The organism is Pseudomonas sp. P9_2 (assembly GCF_034008255.1).
Lineage (GTDB): Bacteria > Pseudomonadota > Gammaproteobacteria > Pseudomonadales > Pseudomonadaceae > Aquipseudomonas > Aquipseudomonas synxantha_A.
In genome coordinates this window covers 728,236-741,991 of the sequence record NZ_CP125376.1, presented here as the reverse complement: position 1 = coordinate 741,991, position 13,756 = coordinate 728,236, and the positions used below count along the sequence as shown (strand labels likewise).

The window sequence follows — 13,756 nt, the reverse complement described above, 5'->3', positions numbered from 1 at the left end:
CGGGGCAAAAGACGCCGTATTTAACCACAAGCGCGCAGCCGAAACCAAAGGCTGTGCCACGCCTAGTCTGAGCATGTCCGATAAAATTGAACTTCGCGCAGAGGTGCCGTCCGAATTGGGCGGCCAACGCCTCGATCAAGTCGCCGCACAATTATTCGCTGAGCACTCGCGCTCGCGCCTTTCCGCCTGGATCAAAGACGGCCGCCTGACTGTGGATGGAGCGGTTATCCGCCCGCGAGACATAGTCCATGGCGGTGCGATTCTTGAGCTGACTGCCGAGCAGGAAGCCCAGGGAGAATGGGTCGCCCAGGACATCGAGCTGGATATCGTCTATGAAGACGAAGACATCCTGGTCATCAACAAACCCGCTGGCCTGGTGGTTCACCCGGCTGCCGGGCACGCTGATGGCACTTTGCTCAATGCCCTGTTGCACCACGTCCCGGACATCATCAATGTCCCGCGCTGCGGCATCGTGCACCGTCTGGACAAGGACACCACCGGTTTGATGGTGGTGGCCAAGACCATTCAGGCGCAGACGCAGCTTGTTACTCAGTTGCAGAGTCGCAGCGTCAGCCGGATCTACGAGTGCATCGTGATCGGTGTGGTGGTGGCCGGGGGCAAGATCAACGCACCGATTGGTCGCCACGGCCAGCAGCGCCAGCGTATGGCGGTGATGGAAGGCGGCAAGCAAGCCGTCAGCCACTACCGTGTGCTGGAGCGTTTCCGCTCCCACACCCATGTGCGGGTCAAGCTGGAAACCGGGCGCACTCACCAGATTCGCGTGCACATGGCGCATATCAACTTCCCGTTGGTCGGCGATCCTGCCTACGGTGGGCGCTTCCGTATTCCGCCAGCGGCAAGCCAGACAATGGTCGAATCGCTGAAGTCCTTCCCGCGCCAGGCACTGCACGCACGCTTCCTGGAACTGGATCATCCGACGAGCGGTAAGCGCATGAGCTGGGAATCGCCACTTCCAGACGACCTGGTCTGGTTGTTGTCGCTGCTCAAGCAGGATCGTGAGGCGTTTATCGGATGAGTGACTGGCTGATTCCTGACTGGCCCGCGCCGTCTCAGGTCAAAGCCTGCGTCACCACTCGTGCGGGCGGCGTCAGTCTGGCGCCGTTCGACAGCCTTAACCTGGGCGATCACGTCGAGGACAGCCTTGAGGCAGTCCTTGAAAATCGCCGTCGTCTGAGCGGCGCCTTCGATATCCGGCCTGCCTGGTTGCGCCAGGTCCACGGTACTCACGTGGTTGAGGCCGATCCAGGCCGTACTGTCGAGGCAGATGGCAGTTGGACCAGCACCCCCGGCATCGCTTGCACATCCATGACCGCCGATTGCCTGCCTGCGCTGTTCTGTAATCGGGCGGGTACCCGGGTTGCCGCAGCCCATGCCGGTTGGCGTGGCTTGGCGGCTGGCGTACTGGAGGCTGCATTCGAAAGCCTGGATACTGCTCCTGAAGACGTCCTGGTCTGGCTCGGCCCAGCCATTGGCCCGCAAGCCTTTGAGGTCGGCCCGGAAGTACGTGAAGCCTTCATGCAGCAACTGCCGGCCACCACTGAAGCCTTTGTTCCCAGCCACAACCCCGGCAAGTTCATGGCCGACATCTACCAGCTGGCGCGCCTGCGTCTGGCAGCAAACGGTGTCACCGCTGTATATGGTGGTGGTTTTTGCACCGTGACCGATCCACGCTTCTTTTCTTATCGCCGCAGCCCGCGTACGGGCCGATTCGCCTCCCTTATCTGGCTTGAACGCTAGACTGTCCTGACCTGTATCAACCGTCCGCCGCTTGAAACCCCCAGAATCCACCCCATCTATAAGGGTATCTGGCAGGTTTCTTCATTCAGGATGTGTTTGTTCATAGCTCCGGCCTGCTCAAAAGGAAGGTGACTAATGCGTATTGATCGTTTAACCAGCAAATTGCAGTTGGCCTTATCGGACTCCCAATCCCTGGCGGTCGGCCTCGACCATCCGGCGATTGAGCCGGCACACTTGATGCAGGCGCTTCTGGAGCAACAAGGTGGCTCTATCAAGCCCTTGTTGATGCAGGTGGGCTTTGACATCAACAGCCTGCGCAAGGAGTTGAGCAAAGAGCTCGACCAGCTGCCGAAAATCCAAAACCCTACCGGCGACGTGAATATGTCCCAGGACCTGGCGCGCCTGCTCAATCAGGCGGACCGACTGGCCCAGCAGAAGGGTGACCAGTTCATCTCCAGCGAACTGGTGCTGCTCGCCGCCATGGACGACAACAGCAAGCTCGGCAAATTGTTGCTGGGGCAGGGCGTGAGCAAGAAAGCCCTGGAAAACGCTATCAACAACCTGCGTGGCGGCGAGGCCGTGAACGACCCCAACCATGAGGAGTCGCGACAGGCCCTGGACAAATACACCGTCGACCTGACCAAGCGTGCCGAAGAAGGCAAGCTCGACCCGGTGATTGGTCGTGACGATGAGATTCGTCGCACCATCCAGGTCCTGCAGCGTCGCACCAAGAACAACCCGGTGCTGATCGGTGAACCTGGCGTGGGTAAAACCGCGATTGCCGAGGGCCTGGCCCAGCGCATCATTAATGGTGAAGTGCCGGACGGCTTGAAAGGCAAGCGCCTGTTGTCCCTGGACATGGGGGCCCTGATCGCCGGTGCCAAGTTCCGTGGCGAGTTCGAAGAACGACTGAAATCCCTGCTTAATGAATTGTCGAAGCAGGAAGGCCAGATCATTCTGTTTATCGACGAACTGCACACCATGGTCGGCGCCGGTAAAGGCGAAGGCTCGATGGATGCTGGCAACATGCTCAAGCCGGCCTTGGCGCGGGGCGAGTTGCATTGCGTCGGTGCGACCACCCTCAACGAATACCGTCAGTACATTGAAAAGGATGCGGCCCTTGAGCGGCGTTTCCAGAAAGTGCTGGTGGAAGAACCAAGCGAAGAAGACACCATCGCGATCCTGCGGGGCCTGAAAGAACGCTATGAGGTCCACCATAAGGTGGCGATCACTGATGGCGCGATCATTGCGGCGGCCAAGCTGAGCCATCGCTACATCACCGATCGTCAGTTGCCGGACAAGGCCATCGACCTGATCGACGAAGCGGCCAGCCGCATTCGCATGGAGATTGACTCCAAGCCGGAAGTGCTCGACCGCCTGGATCGGCGCCTGATTCAACTGAAAGTAGAATCCCAAGCGTTGAAGAAGGAAGAGGACGAGGCAGCGAAGAAACGCCTGGAAAAACTTCAGGAAGAAATCGTCCGTCTGGAGCGTGAGTATTCGGACCTCGAAGAAATCTGGACCTCGGAAAAAGCCGAAGTACAGGGTTCGGCGCAGATCCAGCAGAAAATCGAGCAGTCCCGTCAGGAACTGGAAGCCGCGCGTCGTAAAGGCGATCTGAGCCGCATGGCTGAGTTGCAATATGGTGTGATTCCGGACCTGGAACGCAGCCTGCAGATGGTCGACCAGCACGGCAAGCCTGAGAACCAGTTGCTGCGCAGCAAGGTGACCGAGGAGGAGATCGCCGAAGTGGTCTCCAAGTGGACCGGCATTCCTGTCTCGAAAATGCTCGAAGGCGAGCGCGACAAACTGCTGAAAATGGAAAGTTTGTTGCACCAGCGCGTCATCGGTCAGGAAGAGGCTGTGGTGGCGGTATCCAATGCGGTACGGCGCTCCCGTGCCGGCTTGTCCGACCCGAACCGTCCAAGCGGCTCGTTCATGTTCCTCGGCCCGACCGGCGTAGGTAAGACTGAGCTGTGCAAGGCCCTGGCCGAGTTCCTCTTTGATACTGAAGAGGCCATGGTGCGCATTGATATGTCCGAGTTCATGGAGAAACACTCGGTGGCTCGCCTGATCGGCGCACCACCAGGCTATGTGGGCTACGAGGAGGGCGGTTACCTGACCGAAGCCGTGCGACGCAAGCCTTACTCGGTGATCCTGCTGGATGAGGTCGAGAAGGCGCACCCGGATGTGTTCAACATTTTGCTGCAGGTGCTGGAAGATGGTCGCTTGACGGACAGCCACGGGCGTACGGTGGACTTTCGCAATACGGTGATCGTGATGACCTCCAACCTGGGCTCGGCACAGATCCAGGAACTGGTGGGGGATCGCGAGGCCCAGCGCGCAGCGGTGATGGACGCCTTGACCACCCACTTCCGCCCGGAATTCATCAACCGGGTGGATGAAGTGGTGATCTTCGAGCCTCTGGCACGGGATCAGATTGCGGGTATCACCGAAATCCAGTTGGGCCGCCTGCGCAGTCGCCTGGCTGAGCGTGAGCTCGACCTTGAGCTGAGCGGCGAGGCGTTGGACAAGCTGATCGCAGTGGGCTACGACCCGGTGTATGGCGCACGGCCGTTGAAGCGTGCGATCCAGCGCTGGATCGAGAACCCGCTGGCACAGTTGATCCTGTCGGGCAGCTTTATGCCGGGCACTCGCGTCACGGCAACGGTGAAAGACGACGAAATCGTCTTCCACTGAGACCTGCAACCGGTGTAATAACAAGAGGCCTCGCATTGCGAGGCCTTTTTTTTCGATAGGGCGTTGAACTGTAAGGCAAAGGCTTGTAAAGTGCGCCCCGCAGCAACGTCAGCCCACGGGTTTCTTCTCCCCAAGAAGAAATCAGAAAGAAGCGCAAATCATTGTCTTAAAAGCAATTTAAAGGGTTGACAGGGGTTTTTAAGATTGTAGAATAGCGCGCCTCAGAGATGCTAACGTAGCGATACGGACAGGGTCGAAGAGAAGGTTACACAGCAGTAAATTTGAAATATGTAGTTCCGTGATAGCTCAGTCGGTAGAGCAAATGACTGTTAATCATTGGGTCCCAGGTTCGAGTCCTGGTCACGGAGCCAATTTCAAATCGGGGTATAGCGCAGTCCGGTAGCGCGCCTGCTTTGGGAGCAGGATGTCGGGAGTTCGAATCCCCCTACCCCGACCATATTTGGGTCGTTAGCTCAGTTGGTAGAGCAGTTGGCTTTTAACCAATTGGTCGTAGGTTCGAATCCCACACGACCCACCATTTTTGAGACCAGTTCAGGCTGGAATCGAATCTTAAGATCAGAGGCCAAAAGCGCTGATCGAAGAAGGCGACTGAAAGGTCGCCTTTTTTTTACCGGGGTATAGCGCAGTCCGGTAGCGCGCCTGCTTTGGGAGCAGGATGTCAGGAGTTCGAATCCCCTTACCCCGACCATATTAAAAATCCCCGTATCGAAAGATACGGGGATTTTTTTTGCGCGCGCGAATCCTGAATTCTCCGCATAACCCCTGTGGGAGGGGGCAAGCCCCCTCCCACAGTGTTAGTGGAGTTTGAGGCGCGGTTCGGTGCCTCGGCCAATTTTGCTGCCCAGCATCAGCATCGCCGTGCGGAAAAACCCGTACAGAGCCATCTGGTGCATACGGTACAGCGACACGTAGAACATCCGCGCCAACCAGCCCTCCAGCATCACGCTGCCAGTCAGGTTACCCATCAGGTTACCTACCGCCGAGAACCGCGACAGCGAGATCAGCGAGCCGTAGTCGGTGTACTTGTAGGTCGGCAGATCCTTGCCTTCAATGCGCAATTTCAGCGACTTGGCCAACAACGAAGCCTGCTGATGCGCAGCCTGGGCCCGTGGGGGCACATTGCGGTCTGTGCCAGGTTGCGGGCAGGCGGCGCAATCGCCAAAGGCGAAGATGTTTTCATCGCGGGTGGTTTGCAGTGTTTGCAGCACCTGAAGCTGATTGATGCGGTTGGTTTCCAGGCCATCGATGTCTTTGAGGAAACCTGGTGCGCGGATCCCGGCTGCCCATACCTTGAGGCTGGCGGGGATCACTTGGCCGCTGCTGGTAATCAGCGCGTCTGCGGTTACTTCGCTGACCGCCGAGTTGGTCAGCACGGTCACCCCGAGTTTTTCCAGGGTTTTATGCACCGGGCCGCCGATCCGCTCCGGCAGGGCAGGCAATACCCGCGGGCCGGCTTCGATCAGGGTAATGTGCATGTTTTCCGGTTTGATGCGGTCCAGGCCATAGGCGGCCAGTTCATGGGCTGCGTTATGCAGCTCGGCGGCCAACTCCACCCCGGTGGCGCCGGCACCGACGATGGCCACGCTGATTTGTTCAACGGCATCGGTTTGTCCGGCATGGGCGCGCAGGTAGTGGTTGAGCAGTTGTTGGTGAAAGCGCTCGGCTTGCTTGCGGGTATCGAGAAACAGGCAATGCTGCGCCGCACCCTCGGTGCCGAAGTCGTTGGTGGTACTGCCTACGGCAATGACCAGGCTGTCATAGCCCAGTACGCGCGCGGGCACCAGCTCGCGGCCTTCTTCATCGAGGGTGGCGGCCAGCTGGATTTTCTTCTGTTCACGGTCAAGCCCACTCATGCGCCCAAGCTGGAACTCGAAGTGGTTCCATTTCGCCTGGGCGACGTAATTGAGTTCGTCTTCCGAAGAGTTCAGCGAGCCGGCAGCCACTTCGTGCAGCAGAGGCTTCCAGATGTGAGTCAGGTTGGCGTCAACCAGCGTGATGCTGGCCTTGCCGCGCTTGCCCAGAGTCTTACCCAGGCGGGTAGCCAACTCCAGGCCGCCGGCGCCGCCGCCGACGATAATAATACGATGGGTCATGGGGATATCTCGCAAGGCTAAAAGAAATCGGAGCAGTTACCCCCGCGAGCGCAAGGCAGCTCATAGCGTCAGGTAACTCAATAGGCGGCTCAGCACGCCGAGCCCGATCACCACTACCAGCACCACACAAAGGAGCAGCCATGGCCGGAAAGGCTTGCGCTCGACTCTGTGCTGGGAGAGTTGCAGGTACTCTTGGACATGCTGTTGGTCATCGGGGTTCAGGCGGCTGGTCATAAAGGCCTCGTCAGGTAGACGTTGCAAAAGGGCGCCACGTTACAGCCAAGGGTTCAAAGGCTGATGCCCACATCGAACACTATGCTGCGGCCCAGGTTGTTGCGCAAGAAGTCCGGCGCGTCCGGGTGTGCGAACAGTACGCGCGCGAAGGTTGGCCCCACCAGTGACAGTGAGCGCCAGCCCTGGCGCAGGTATTCAGTTGGCGGCGGAAAGTGGCTGTTGAGGTCCAGCACTTCGCGTTTGAGGCTGGTGAAAGCGATAAGGTCCAACTCCCCCAGGTCCATGCCGCGTTCTTTGTAGTTATGTGCTTTTTTGCGCAGTGTCGGTGCCAGGCGCAACAAAAACTCATGGGCGGGAATGCGTCGTGGCTTGGCTTCGCGCCGCACTAGTTGGCTCAAAGAGAACGCGCTACGCCTGCGCAGCAATTCATCGCGCCATTCGTCGTTCAGGCGGCGTCCCTCGTCCAGCACGAAAAATACCTCGAAACTGGCGTCGCGAAACAATACATCCGGCGGCTCCTGGCCCGCAGCGTGAAACTCTTCGACGCGGTAGGGCACATTCAAGCCCTGCAGCAGGCGCTGGCAGACCCAACGCTCACGCTCCCATTTGCGGGCATTGGACAGAAACGCATTGGCTTGTTCGGCTGCTACGGTGAGCAGGCGCAAATAATCTGAGTCATCCATATTCCCAGCTTAGCGTTCAAATGATGACCACAGGAAGTCCTGCTTGCACCGAGTTGCTGCTGAAACAGCTGGGTATCTATGCCAGTGAGATCCAAATGTGGGAGGGGGCTTGCTCCCGATAGCAGTGGGTCAGTCAAAATTACTTAGACTGGCACACCGCAATCGGGAGCAAGCCCCCTCCCACATTTGAATCTCGCTTCGACCCAGACCAATGTTAAAACGCAGGTGTAGACTGCTCACTCGGCAGCAAGCTTTTTGTAGAGGTAGTGCATCTGTGATCAGTGCAGCTGTTCTGGCGCCCATGACCCTCGGCATTGGCTGGCTGTTATATGCGCCGGTGGTGATGTGGGCGATGTTGCGCTCGCCTTGGGTCGAATTGTTCGCCGACCGACGGCGCCAGCATTTGCTGTTCGGTACGGTGTTCGCGTTGTTTATGCTGTGGCTGGTGCGCCGGGATTTCGATACCGGGGTCTCGTACCACTTTATCGGCATGACCGCCGTGACCTTGTTGCTGGATTGGCCGCTGGCAATCGTCGGTGGGTTTGCTGCCCAGTTCGGCTTGATATTGCTGGGGCGCCAGGATCTGGCCGCCCTTGGCGTCAACGGCCTGCTTCTGGTCGGGTTGCCGGTGCTGGTCACCGAAAGCTGCGCGCTGTTGGTCGAGCGGGCGCAACCGCGAAACCCCTTTGTGTATATTTTCTGTTCCGGCTTTTTCGCGGCGGCGCTGTCGGCATTGTTGTGTCTTTTGGCCGGCCTGGGCCTGTTGTGGTTCGACGGCCGCTTTGCGATGCCGGAATGGTTGGAGGACTTTGTAGGTTACCTGTGGCTGATCATCTTCCCTGAAGCCTTTATCAACGGCATGGTCGTCAGCGCGTTGGTGGTGTTTTGCCCGGAATGGCTGGAGACCTTCAACCGAACTCGCTATCTCTCGGCCCCCTGGAAGGACGACGATTCACGGCGTTGATCCAGGTCAAATGCCTGGCACCGGCGCAGGTCCATGCTCTGCAAAATTTTTTCTGGAGCACGGATCATGAGTGTGTACGAGTGGGCACGGCAGGAGTTGCGCAGAAGCCAGGACGCAGCGCAGGAAATCGGTTTCGATCCCGGCTTGACCTTACGCGCCATGCTCAGTGCCGTGGTGCAGCAAAGCAAGGGCGTACGCAGTTTTGAAGACCTGGCCGACGAGTTGCAATACCTTGCAGAAAACCTCGACGACCAGCAGGAATATGCCTTTATGCGGCCTTAGTGGCGCGGCGGCAGGTCTTCGGAAAACAGTTCGTCTTCGGCATCCGGGGCCACGGGGATCTTGTGTTCCTCTGCGGCCCAGGCACCCAGGTCAATGAGTTTGCAACGGTCCGAGCAGAACGGCCGGTTGAGGTTGGCCGCTTTCCATTCCACGGGTGCACCGCAGGTTGGGCAGTCGACGGTCAAGGGTTGGCTCATGATCGGCCTCCACGCAAAGTAAGGTAAAAGTGGTGCAGTCGCTCGACCTCGCCGTGCAGCCAGGCAAGGTCCTTATCGTTGACCAGCACGTCATCGGCATGGTTCAGGCGGTCTTCGCGGCTCGATTGGGCCTTGAGAATCGCCTGCACCTGTTGTTCGCTGATGCCATCGCGCTGCAGGGTACGCTGAATCTGCAGCGATTGCGGCACGTCGATCACCAGGATGCGCTGGGTCATGCTGTATTGGCCGGACTCGATCAGCAGCGGTGACACCAGGATCGCGTAAGGCGACTGGGCGCGTGCCAGGTGGCTGCGAATTTCCTCGGCAATCAGCGGGTGCAGCAAGGCTTCCAGCCACAGACGTTCTTGCGGTACCTCAAAGATCAGTTTGCGCAGCGCGGCGCGATCCAGCTGACCGTCGGGTAGCAGCACGCCGTCGCCAAAATGCTCGGCAATGCGCGCCAGTGCCGGCCGCCCGGGTTCGACGACCCAGCGGGCAGCATGATCGGCGTCCACCAGGTCGATGCCCAGGTCGATAAAGTGCTCGGCCGCAGCGCTTTTGCCGCTGCCAATGCCGCCTGTGAGGCCAAGAATCCAGGGTGTTGCGACAGAAGTGGTCATCTGAAACCGACAGACTGCAAATAGAAGTCGGTTATTTGACCACCCCAGAGCAATGCAATCCAGCCGGCAATTGCCAGGCACGGCCCAAAGGGCATCGGCGTCGACGTTTGGACCTTGCGCAAGCGCAGCAGGATCAGCCCTGCAAACACGCCCATCAGCGAGGCCATCAGCAACGTCATTGGCAGGATCTGCCAGCCCCCCCAGGCCCCCAGCAATGCCAATAACTTGAAATCGCCATGGCCCATGCCATCCTTGCCGGTAGCCAGCTTGAATAGCCAGAACACGCTCCATAGGCTCATGTAGCCAATAACCGCGCCCCACAGTGCATCGGGCAGTATTGCCAGCAGGTCAGCGCTGTTGAGGACCAGCCCCAGCCAGAGCAGCGGCAGTACCAGCACATCCGGCAGCAATTGGTGGTCCAGGTCAATCAGGCTCATGGCCAGCAAGCCCCAGCTCAGCAACATCACCGCAGCGGCTTGCCAGCCGAAGCCGAAATGCCAGGCAACGGCGGCGGTGATCAGCGCGCACGTCACTTCGGTCAGGGGATAGCGGACGCTGATGGGCTCACGGCAATGGGCGCAACGACCCCTGAGCATCAGGAAGCTGAGCAGCGGGATATTTTCCCAGGGCCGAATCGGCTGGTTGCAGCGCGGACAGCAGGAGTTCGGGCGCATCAGGTTGTACACCGGCCCGGCGGGCTCGGTTGGCAGGCCGAGGACCTCATGCGCCTGGGCACGCCATTCGCGTTCGAGCATTTTGGGCAGGCGCCAGACCAGCACGTTGATGAAACTGCCGATGATCAGGCCGAGCACCAGTGCCATGCAGGCAAACGCCCAGGGCTGCTCGCTCAGCAGCAGGCTCAAAAGGCCGTACCCAATTGAAAGACCGGCAGGTACATCGCGATCACCAGCGCGCCGACAATGGCCCCCAGGACAACCATGATCAGCGGCTCCATCAGGCTGGTGAGGTTATCGACCAGGGTGTCGACGTCCGACTCGTAGTGGTTCGCGACTTTTTCCAGCATCCGGTCCAGGGTGCCGGACTCCTCTCCAATGGCGGTCATCTGGATCGCCATGCCGGGAAACAAACCGCAGCTGTGCATGGATTGATTCAACTGCATGCCTGTGGATACATCGTGGCGCATACGTTCGATTGCCTGTTTGAAGGGGTCATTGCCGACGGCTCCGGCTACCGAGCCCAATGCCTGGACCAGCGGGACACCCGCTGCAAACGTGGTCGAAAGCGTGCGGGCGTAGCGGGCGACGGCGGTTTTTTGCAGCAGTTTGCCTGCCAGGGGCGCTTTCAACAAATGCCCTTGCAGACAATGGCGAAAGCCAGGGTAACGGCGGTAGGCGTGGCGCAGCCCGCCCACCCCCACGACCAGGCCCAGCACGAGTATCCACCACGCTTGTTGCAAGAACTCGGACAGGGCAATGACCCCCAGGGTAAACCCGGGCAGTTGGCTGTCGACCCCGGCAAACAGATGCTGGAACTGAGGCACGACGTGTATCAACAGCACTGTGCTGACTAGTGTAGCGACTACCAGGACTGCGACAGGGTAAGTCATGGCTTTTTTGATCCTGGCTTTGAGCTGTTGGCTTTTTTCCAGATGAATTGCCACGCGCTCCAGCAGGGTTTCCAAAGCACCGGCCTGTTCTCCGGCAGCTACCAGGTTGCAGTACAGGTCATCGAAGTAACGCGGGTGCAGGCGTAGCGCTGCGGCCAGGTTATTGCCGCTGGCGATCTGTTGTTTCAACGCCTTGACCAGTTCACGCACCTGCGGGTTTTCAAAACCTTCACTGATGATGTCGAAGGCTTGCAGCAGCGGGATGCCGGCTTTGAGCAAGGTCGCCAACTGGCGAGTAAACAGGGCGATATCGGCTGGCAGGATTCGCGGGGTGAAAGCCGAGCGTGATCGAGGCTTCTTGCACACACGCTCGGGGCAGATCCCTTGCTGGCGCAGTTGTGCCTTGATCAGCGCAAGGCTGTCGCCAGCGGTTTGCCCGGTCACCCTGCGTCCTTTGCGGTTGATACCTTCCCAGGCATAGATCGTTGACGTGTCGTTCATATCGGTTTGCGCACCCGGCAGTGAAGAATTTATAGCGTAGTCAGGTGGCGGATTCGGGACGGCTGGTGTTATGGGATAAAGTGTCAGAATGTGCGTCTTGCAGGCGATGGGCTTCGTGGTGGTGGGTACACTGGCGCCGTTGCACACTTCGGGGCGCAGGACGCGCCTTGTCATGGTTTTATTCTGGAGAGTGAAAGAGATGCGTCAAAAAGGCTTTACCTTGATCGAGTTGTTGATCGTTGTGGCAATCATCGGCATTTTGGCCACCATCGGTTTGCCCATGTACACCAAGCACCAGGCCAAGGCCAAGTTTACGGCGGGGCTGGCTGAAATCAGCGCGTTGAAGGCCGGTTATGAAGACGTCATCAACCAGGGCACTGTGCCCACTGTGTCGTTGATCGGTGGCAACAGCCCCACTGCCAATTGCAAGATCGACGTGACAGGAGATGTAGCCTCGGGCGCCGGCTCCATCAGCTGTGAAATCCTCGATGCGCCAGCGCCCGTGCTGGGCAAGACCATCACCTTGACCCGCAACGCAACCAGCGGATGGACCTGTGCTACCACAGCGGATCCGCAGTACGTTGCCAAGGGCTGCTCTGCCAACGGCGCGTGATGGCGCCGGGCGGTGAGCGAGTCAGTTGCTGCATGACCAATGCAGTGCTAGCTTTAGCCCACCGCCCGTGTAGCTCAGCCGGTAGAGCAGCGCACTCGTAACGCGAAGGTCGCAGGTTCGATTCCTGTCTCGGGCAAAAGCGCACCACTGCTTCAAAGGCAATGTTTTCAGATGATCCCAGAATGGTTCTGAAGGCCAGACGAGTCGGCATTCGTGCTCGCTCTTTTGTATCTGCGCAACCTTGATGACCCAGATGCATCCCCATTCCTCGATCCAAGAGAACGACATGACCACGACTGAGATAACCCAGCAAGCGCGTCACGAAGAAGCACTCAAGCAATACCTTGAGGAGTCGCCGCAGCTTAAAGAAGAGATCAAGGACCTGAGCGCTGACGACCAGCGCGATCAGATTCAGTGGGCATTCGAGGACGAGGCAGAGAGCCAGAACCTCCAGCCTTGGGAGTTGACCCTCAAGTACACCTCGACACCGGAAGAATTCGAAGCTGCGCGGTTGGCCTTGCATAAAGAGGCGGCCGAGGTGCTGGGCGTCGAATGGGACGAGTACTGCGAGATGAATAATCTTGTAGTTTAAAAGCAGCCGCGAGTTTCAAGCTGCAAGCGGCAAGTTGTCTCGCAGCCTTCTTGCAGCTTGCAGCTGGCAACTACTCAGATACTCAGGCGCATCGACAGATCCACTGCCTTCACATCCTTGGTCATCGCGCCGATGGAGATGAAGTCCACACCGGTTTCAGCGATAGGCAGCAGGGTACTTTCATTGATCCCGCCGCTGGCTTCCAGCTTGGCCTTGCCGGCGTTCAAGCGCACGGCCTCGCGCATGTCTACCAGGCTCAGTTCATCGAGCATGATGATGTCGGCTCCCGCCGCCAGGGCTTCGCGCAACTCATCCAGGTTTTCCACTTCGATTTCCACCGGCTTGCCTGGGGCGATCTTGTGGGCGGCCGTAATCGCCTGGGCAATGCCACCGCAGGCGGCAATATGGTTTTCCTTGATCAGGAACGCGTCATACAGCCCGATGCGGTGATTGTGGCAACCGCCACAGGTGACCGCGTATTTTTGCGCCAGGCGCAGGCCCGGTAATGTCTTGCGAGTGTCCAGCAGCTTGACCTGGGTACTGGCGACAAAGTCCGCCAGGAACTGCGCTCGGGTGGCTACACCTGACAGCATCTGTAAAAAATTCAGCGCACTGCGTTCACCTGTGAGCAGCGAGCGTGCCGGGCCTTCAAGGTGGAACAGCGCCTGGTTGGGGCTGACACGTTCACCGTCGGCCACCTGCCAATGCACGGCGACCCGTGGGTCCAGTTGGCGAAATACCGTATCCACCCAGGCCGTACCGGCAATAACAGCCGCTTCGCGGGTAATGATCGTGGCCTTGGCCAGCCGTTCGGCGGGGATCAACTGCGCGGTGATATCGCCACTGCCTATGTCTTCCAGCAGTGCGCGGCGCACGTTGGCTTCGATTTCGGCGGTGAGGTCGGCAAGACGGAGGTTCGGCATAACAGGCT

At 58.9% G+C, this 13,756-nt stretch carries 15 protein-coding genes and 5 tRNA genes; 12 read left to right on the top strand and 8 right to left on the bottom strand.

Going from position 1 to position 13,756, the window contains the following annotated elements; translation table 11 throughout:
- Positions 1 to 73 precede the first annotated feature (73 nt).
- From rluD to QMK52_RS03185, 7 genes are all read left to right on the top strand, one after another.
- The gene (rluD, locus tag QMK52_RS03215) at positions 74 to 1,036 is read left to right on the top strand and encodes a 23S rRNA pseudouridine(1911/1915/1917) synthase RluD (protein WP_320403803.1); all 963 of its coding nucleotides are present in this window, start codon (positions 74 to 76) and stop codon (positions 1,034 to 1,036) included.
- Positions 1,033 to 1,758, top strand: coding sequence for a peptidoglycan editing factor PgeF (gene pgeF, locus QMK52_RS03210; RefSeq protein ID WP_320403802.1), 726 nt, complete (start codon positions 1,033 to 1,035; stop codon positions 1,756 to 1,758). Before rluD ends, pgeF begins: the two co-directional genes overlap by 4 nt.
- Before the next feature lie 135 nt (positions 1,759 to 1,893).
- The gene (clpB, locus tag QMK52_RS03205) at positions 1,894 to 4,458 is read left to right on the top strand and encodes an ATP-dependent chaperone ClpB (protein WP_005784667.1); all 2,565 of its coding nucleotides are present in this window, start codon (positions 1,894 to 1,896) and stop codon (positions 4,456 to 4,458) included.
- Between the two features lie 295 nt (positions 4,459 to 4,753).
- Positions 4,754 to 4,829, top strand: a tRNA-Asn gene (locus QMK52_RS03200).
- Positions 4,830 to 4,838: 9 nt separating this feature from the next.
- A tRNA-Pro gene (locus tag QMK52_RS03195) sits at positions 4,839 to 4,915 on the top strand.
- A 5-nt stretch (positions 4,916 to 4,920) separates the two neighbouring features.
- Positions 4,921 to 4,996, top strand: a tRNA-Lys gene (locus QMK52_RS03190).
- 94 nt (positions 4,997 to 5,090) lie between these two features.
- Positions 5,091 to 5,167: transfer RNA gene (locus QMK52_RS03185), tRNA-Pro, on the top strand.
- Positions 5,168 to 5,273: 106 nt separating this feature from the next.
- Here QMK52_RS03185 and QMK52_RS03180 read toward each other — a convergent pair.
- The 3 genes from QMK52_RS03180 to QMK52_RS03170 are packed head-to-tail and all read right to left on the bottom strand — an operon-like array spanning position 5,274 to position 7,489.
- Positions 5,274 to 6,572, bottom strand: a complete 1,299-nt coding sequence (locus QMK52_RS03180) for an NAD(P)/FAD-dependent oxidoreductase (protein WP_005784669.1) — start codon at positions 6,570 to 6,572, stop codon at positions 5,274 to 5,276.
- A gap of 60 nt (positions 6,573 to 6,632) precedes the next feature.
- Positions 6,633 to 6,806: a DUF3094 family protein gene (locus QMK52_RS03175; protein ID WP_005784671.1), complete on the bottom strand. Its 174-nt coding sequence runs from the start codon at positions 6,804 to 6,806 to the stop codon at positions 6,633 to 6,635.
- Between the two features lie 53 nt (positions 6,807 to 6,859).
- A complete protein-coding gene (locus tag QMK52_RS03170; protein WP_003188431.1) occupies positions 6,860 to 7,489 on the bottom strand; it encodes a DUF1780 domain-containing protein in 630 nt (209 codons plus the stop codon).
- Between the two features lie 274 nt (positions 7,490 to 7,763).
- Between QMK52_RS03170 and QMK52_RS03165 the strand changes: the two genes are divergently transcribed.
- Together QMK52_RS03165 and QMK52_RS03160 are read left to right on the top strand one after the other, a co-directional pair.
- Positions 7,764 to 8,453 (top strand): energy-coupling factor ABC transporter permease, encoded by a 690-nt coding sequence (locus tag QMK52_RS03165; protein WP_005784673.1) that lies wholly within the window; start codon positions 7,764 to 7,766, stop codon positions 8,451 to 8,453.
- 66 nt (positions 8,454 to 8,519) lie between these two features.
- Positions 8,520 to 8,735 (top strand): hypothetical protein, encoded by a 216-nt coding sequence (locus tag QMK52_RS03160; RefSeq protein WP_003171680.1) that lies wholly within the window; start codon positions 8,520 to 8,522, stop codon positions 8,733 to 8,735.
- Here the strand turns inward: QMK52_RS03160 and yacG are convergent.
- The 4 genes from yacG to QMK52_RS03140 are packed head-to-tail and all read right to left on the bottom strand — an operon-like array spanning position 8,732 to position 11,620.
- Entirely contained in the window at positions 8,732 to 8,932 is a 201-nt protein-coding gene (gene yacG / locus QMK52_RS03155; protein ID WP_005784677.1) for a DNA gyrase inhibitor YacG, read from the bottom strand. The genes QMK52_RS03160 and yacG overlap by 4 nt on opposite strands.
- The gene (coaE, locus tag QMK52_RS03150; protein WP_032877844.1) at positions 8,929 to 9,552 is read right to left on the bottom strand and encodes a dephospho-CoA kinase; all 624 of its coding nucleotides are present in this window, start codon (positions 9,550 to 9,552) and stop codon (positions 8,929 to 8,931) included. Before coaE ends, yacG begins: the two co-directional genes overlap by 4 nt.
- The gene (locus tag QMK52_RS03145) at positions 9,549 to 10,415 is read right to left on the bottom strand and encodes a prepilin peptidase (RefSeq protein ID WP_194440116.1); all 867 of its coding nucleotides are present in this window, start codon (positions 10,413 to 10,415) and stop codon (positions 9,549 to 9,551) included. Before QMK52_RS03145 ends, coaE begins: the two co-directional genes overlap by 4 nt.
- A complete protein-coding gene (locus tag QMK52_RS03140; RefSeq protein ID WP_194440117.1) occupies positions 10,412 to 11,620 on the bottom strand; it encodes a type II secretion system F family protein in 1,209 nt (402 codons plus the stop codon). Before QMK52_RS03140 ends, QMK52_RS03145 begins: the two co-directional genes overlap by 4 nt.
- A gap of 199 nt (positions 11,621 to 11,819) precedes the next feature.
- On the opposite strand from QMK52_RS03140, the gene QMK52_RS03135 reads away from it, so the two are divergent.
- The 3 genes from QMK52_RS03135 to QMK52_RS03125 all read left to right on the top strand — a co-directional run bounded on the left by QMK52_RS03135 (position 11,820) and on the right by QMK52_RS03125 (position 12,825).
- Complete coding sequence (locus tag QMK52_RS03135; RefSeq protein ID WP_005784685.1) at positions 11,820 to 12,233, top strand: pilin; 414 nt, start codon at positions 11,820 to 11,822, stop codon at positions 12,231 to 12,233.
- A 63-nt stretch (positions 12,234 to 12,296) separates the two neighbouring features.
- A tRNA-Thr gene (locus QMK52_RS03130) sits at positions 12,297 to 12,369 on the top strand.
- A gap of 150 nt (positions 12,370 to 12,519) precedes the next feature.
- The gene (locus QMK52_RS03125) at positions 12,520 to 12,825 is read left to right on the top strand and encodes a DUF6388 family protein (RefSeq protein WP_005784687.1); all 306 of its coding nucleotides are present in this window, start codon (positions 12,520 to 12,522) and stop codon (positions 12,823 to 12,825) included.
- Positions 12,826 to 12,899: 74 nt separating this feature from the next.
- On the opposite strand, the gene nadC is transcribed toward QMK52_RS03125, so the two are convergent.
- Complete coding sequence (nadC, locus tag QMK52_RS03120; RefSeq protein ID WP_005784689.1) at positions 12,900 to 13,748, bottom strand: carboxylating nicotinate-nucleotide diphosphorylase; 849 nt, start codon at positions 13,746 to 13,748, stop codon at positions 12,900 to 12,902.
- Positions 13,749 to 13,756: the final 8 nt, after the last annotated feature.